At 53.0% G+C, this 543-nt stretch carries 1 protein-coding gene; it reads right to left on the reverse strand.

Annotation, left to right across the window (positions count from 1 at the left end):
• A partial coding sequence (locus tag E3E42_RS11655; protein ID WP_167904879.1) for a DUF3201 domain-containing protein occupies positions 1-447 on the reverse strand: 447 nt, incomplete at its 3' end.
• Positions 448-543: the final 96 nt, after the last annotated feature.

The following is a 543-nucleotide window of genomic DNA, read 5'->3' on the forward strand; positions in this document are numbered from 1 at the left end:
TCTCTCGAAGTTGGCCTCGAACTGGAAAATCTTCTCATCGCTTTTCTCTATGCGCGCCATTATCTCGCTCGGAGAAATCCTCCCGTCGCGCCTCCAGTTGTATACGTCGCTCAGGAAGTCCTCCGCCCCGTAGATGAAGCTCCTCGGGAAGAGCTCCACGAAGAGGCCAACGAAGTTCTCGCTTATCCTTTCCTTTGGAACCGCGACCACGAAGTAGTAAGCCTCTGGTGTTGCCCCAACTTCTATCTGGGGCTTTATCTCGAAGGCCGGGTGTGGGTACTTCATGAGCCTCCATTCGCCGTCAAGGAAGATGTAAGCGCCAAAGACCTCCTCCACGTCCTCCACTTTGAAGCCCTTCTCGGGAAGCTCGGCCTTAAGTTCCTCGTTGAGCCTGAAAATGCTCTCCCACATCCCGTTGAGAAACTCATGAACCTCTCTCACGTTCATTTCTCCCACCAGAAAGGAAAAAGATGGAGGGCTTAAAAACTTTGGTTACCTCACGAGCCCCTCCAGCATCCTGTTGAGGTCTCCCATCATGTCCGT

Origin of the sequence: Thermococcus sp. JdF3, from assembly GCF_012027495.1 — an archaeon.
Lineage (GTDB): Archaea > Methanobacteriota_B > Thermococci > Thermococcales > Thermococcaceae > Thermococcus.